The following is a 3,620-nucleotide window of genomic DNA, read 5'->3' as shown; positions in this document are numbered from 1 at the left end:
TCAGACTGATGAGAGTCTTAAAGGCCCTTCGAGTTCTGCGGGCAACCGCACTTGTCGTCGCACGCTTTCTTGGCGGTCTTGATCTTGCTCATGTCCGCCGTCCAGCCCTGCTGGTCCTTGAGATAGGCGTCCTCGCACTTGCTGGCGCAAACGGCCTGATCGTCCTCGGCGTGCGTGTCGCAGCTGATGCGCGTCGCCTGGTTCGGAGCGCGCAGACCGACGCCGCCGTCGAAGGCGAACGACGGCGCAGTCGTCGCCAGGAACAGGGCGGCGACGGCCGTAAGGGCGTATTTATGCATATGTTGATTTCCTCTTCTTCGCGTCGTGAGTTTTTTGTTTTTGTCGAGCGCTGCGTTGAAGACATTGCAACCGCAACGACTCGAATTCAACGCAAAGCGCCGGCAACGCTGTCGGAGGACTCTCTTTGAGTCAATGGTTTTTTTGGCGATATCTAAGGGACGAGTTGTCGCAACACGTAAGGAAGGATGCCGCCATTTTTGAAGTATTCTAACTCGTCGAGCGTATCGATGCGCGCAAGCAACGGCACAGTCTTGGTGGACCCATCCGAGAACGTGATCGAAGCGACCAGAGTTTTGCGTGGCGCTAGTCCCTCGCGCAAGCCATGGATGGCGACGGTCTCATCGCCTTTGAGTCCGAGCGTGTCCCAACCTGTTCCCTCCGCAAAGGTCAGGGGCACGACGCCCATGCCGACGAGATTGGAGCGGTGGATGCGCTCGAAACTCTTGGCGATCACGGCGCGAACCCCGAGCAGCATGGCGCCCTTCGCCGCCCAGTCGCGTGACGAGCCATTGCCATATTCGGCGCCGGCCATGACGACCAGCGGCGCGCCCTCGTCTCGATAGCGCATGGCGGCGTCATAGATCGACATGATGTCGCCGCCCGGATAGTGCTTGGTCAATCCGCCTTCCGGCGTGAGGCCTTTCGCATCCCGCATAATGTGGTTCTTGATGCGGATGTTGGCGAAGGTTCCTCGCATCATCACTTCATGATTGCCGCGACGCGTGCCGTATTGATTGAAATCGGCGGGCGCGACGCCATGCTCCATCAGCCATTTGCCGGCGGGCGAAGCCGCCTTGATCGAGCCGGCGGGCGAGATGTGATCGGTGGTGATCTTGTCGCCAAAGAGCGCGAGGATGCGTGCGCCGACGATATCTTCCACCGGCTTGGGCTCGCGCTGCAGACCGACGAAATAGGGCGGGTCGCGCACATAGGTGGACTGGCCGTCCCAGGCGTAAGTCTCGCTGCTTGGCGCTTCGACGGCGCGCCAATGCTCGTCGCCCGCAAAGACGTTGGCGTAGGTCTCGCGAAACAAATTGCGCGTCACCTGATCGCGGACGAAGGTCGCGATTTCCGCATTGGACGGCCAGATGTCGCGCAGATAAACCGGCGCCCCGGCGCTGTCGTGTCCAAGGGGCTCCTTCGTCAGATCGATCGCCATCGTGCCCGCGAGCGCATAGGCGACGACGAGCGGCGGCGAGGCGAGGTAATTCGCCTGGACGTCGGGATTGACCCGGCCTTCGAAATTGCGATTTCCCGACAGCACCGAGACCGCGACGAGGTCATGCTCATTGATGGTCTTCGAGATCGCCGGCGGCAGCGGCCCGGAGTTGCCGATGCAGGTCGTGCAGCCGAATCCGACAAGATTGAAGCCGAGATCGTCGAGATATTTCTGCAATCCGGACTTCGCGAGATATTGCGCGACGACCTGACTGCCCGGGGCGAGCGAGGTTTTCACCCAGGGTTTCGCCTTCAGTCCGCGCGCGGCGGCGTTGCGCGCCAACAATCCCGCGCCGATGAGCACGCTGGGGTTGGATGTGTTGGTGCAGGAAGTAATGGCGGCGATGACGACGTCGCCATGGCCGAGATCGAAACTTTCGCCTTCGACGCCATAGCGCTGCCCGAGTCCGTCTTCCTTCTTATATTCGCTCGCCAGAGCGCCGAGAAACGCCGAGCCGACTTCGGAAAGCGCGGCGCGGCTCTCGGGACGCTTTGGGCCGGCGAGCGACGGCGTCACCTCCGCAAGATCGAGGCGCAACGTATCGGTGAATTCGGGATCGGGCGCGCCGGACTCGCGCAGCATTCCTTGCGCTCGGGCATAGGCTTCGATGAGCGCGATGCGGTCGTCGGCGCGCCCGGACATGCGTAAATAGGAAAGCGTCTCCTGATCGATGGGGAAGAAGCCGCAGGTCGCGCCATATTCCGGCGCCATATTGGCGATGGTCGCACGATCGGCGAGGCTGAGATGATCAAGCCCTTCGCCAAAGAACTCCACGAATTTTCCGACCACGCCTTTTTTGCGCAGCATTTGCGTGACGGTCAGGACGACGTCCGTCGCCGTCACGCCTTCCTTCGGCGCGCCGGTGAGCTTGAAGCCGATCACTTCCGGCGCGAGCATCGACAAAGGTTGGCCGAGCATGGCGGCCTCGGCTTCAATGCCGCCGACGCCCCAGCCGAGAACGGCGAGACCATTGATCATGGTCGTATGCGAATCGGTGCCGACCAGCGAATCGGGATAGGCGAGTTCGATCGTCTTGCCGTCGATGCGCTCGGTGCGCGTCCAGACGGTCTGCCCGAGATATTCCAGATTGACCTGGTGGCAGATGCCGGTGCCGGGAGGCACGACGCGGAAATTGTCGAAGCCCGACTGGCCCCATTTCAAAAAGCGATAGCGCTCGCCATTGCGCTCATATTCGAGTTCGACATTGTGCGCGAAGGCCTGCGGCGTGCCGAAACTGTCGACGATCACCGAATGGTCGATGACGAGATCGACAGGAACGAGCGGGTTGATCTTCTGCGCGGTCCCGCCCAGCGCGACGACCGCGTCGCGCATCGCCGCAAGATCGACGACCGCCGGCACGCCGGTAAAGTCCTGCATCAGCACGCGCGCCGGCCGAAAGGCGATTTCGCGTTCGGTCTTGCCTTTCTCCTCGAGCCATTTCGCGAAGGTTTCGATCGACTCCCTGGTGACCGAACGGCCGTCCTCGTTGCGCAGCAAATTTTCCAGGACGACCTTGAGCGAATAGGGCAGGCGAGAGACGTCTCGAAGCCCGTTTTGCTCCGCCGCCCTCAAAGAGAAATATTGATAGGACCGATTCCCGACGGCGAGCGTCTGGCAGGCGTTGAAACTATTGAGCGAAGCCATGGAAGGGTCCTTGCGGCGCGGGAAGGCGGAATCTTTCTAGAAAATTCCATGCCATGGGGGCAAATAGAAAAGACGCGAGCAAAATCGACCCGTCAGCTGCGTCGCTCGCCGCGCAGCGGCCGCTCCTCCATACGCGCGAGGAAAAGCAGGGACAGGGCCACGCAAACGGCAAGCGCCAGAAAAACGAGACGAAAGCTCGAAAACAAAGCGGCGCCGTCGACGTCCGTCTTCATCTCCTCAAGCAATTGCGCGCGGCCGCCGCCAATCGCCAGGGCGGCGAAAAGCGCGACGGCCGCCCCGGCCGCGAGCTGCCGAAAGAATTGCATCGAGGCCGTCGCGGTCCCCAGATCGCGCGAATCGACCGCGTTCTGCACCGAAACGGTGGCGACCGGCAGCATCGCGCCGATCCCAAAGGTCGTGACGGTGAGCAGGGCGTTGAGCAAAAGCAGCGAGCGGC

General features: G+C 61.8%; 2 protein-coding genes and 1 pseudogene. 1 reads left to right on the top strand and 2 read right to left on the bottom strand.

All coding sequences use genetic code 11. From position 1 onward, the window contains the following. Positions 1 to 428 (top strand): hypothetical protein (locus NEI07_RS10705; RefSeq protein WP_256034476.1); only part of this gene is annotated, 428 nt, incomplete at its 5' end. Between the two features lie 23 nt (positions 429 to 451). Here the strand turns inward: NEI07_RS10705 and acnA are convergent. Both acnA and NEI07_RS10695 read right to left on the bottom strand, forming a co-directional pair. Beyond that, a complete protein-coding gene (gene acnA, locus NEI07_RS10700; protein ID WP_256034475.1) occupies positions 452 to 3,163 on the bottom strand; it encodes an aconitate hydratase AcnA in 2,712 nt (903 codons plus the stop codon). 92 nt (positions 3,164 to 3,255) lie between these two features. Then, positions 3,256 to 3,620: pseudogene (locus NEI07_RS10695) on the bottom strand (MFS transporter); the annotation flags it as partial.

It is taken from the genome of Methylocystis suflitae, assembly GCF_024448135.1.
In the GTDB taxonomy this organism is placed as follows: domain Bacteria; phylum Pseudomonadota; class Alphaproteobacteria; order Rhizobiales; family Beijerinckiaceae; genus Methylocystis; species Methylocystis suflitae.
Note: the sequence above shows the minus strand (reverse complement) of the source record. Positions and strands in the feature narration are given on the sequence as shown.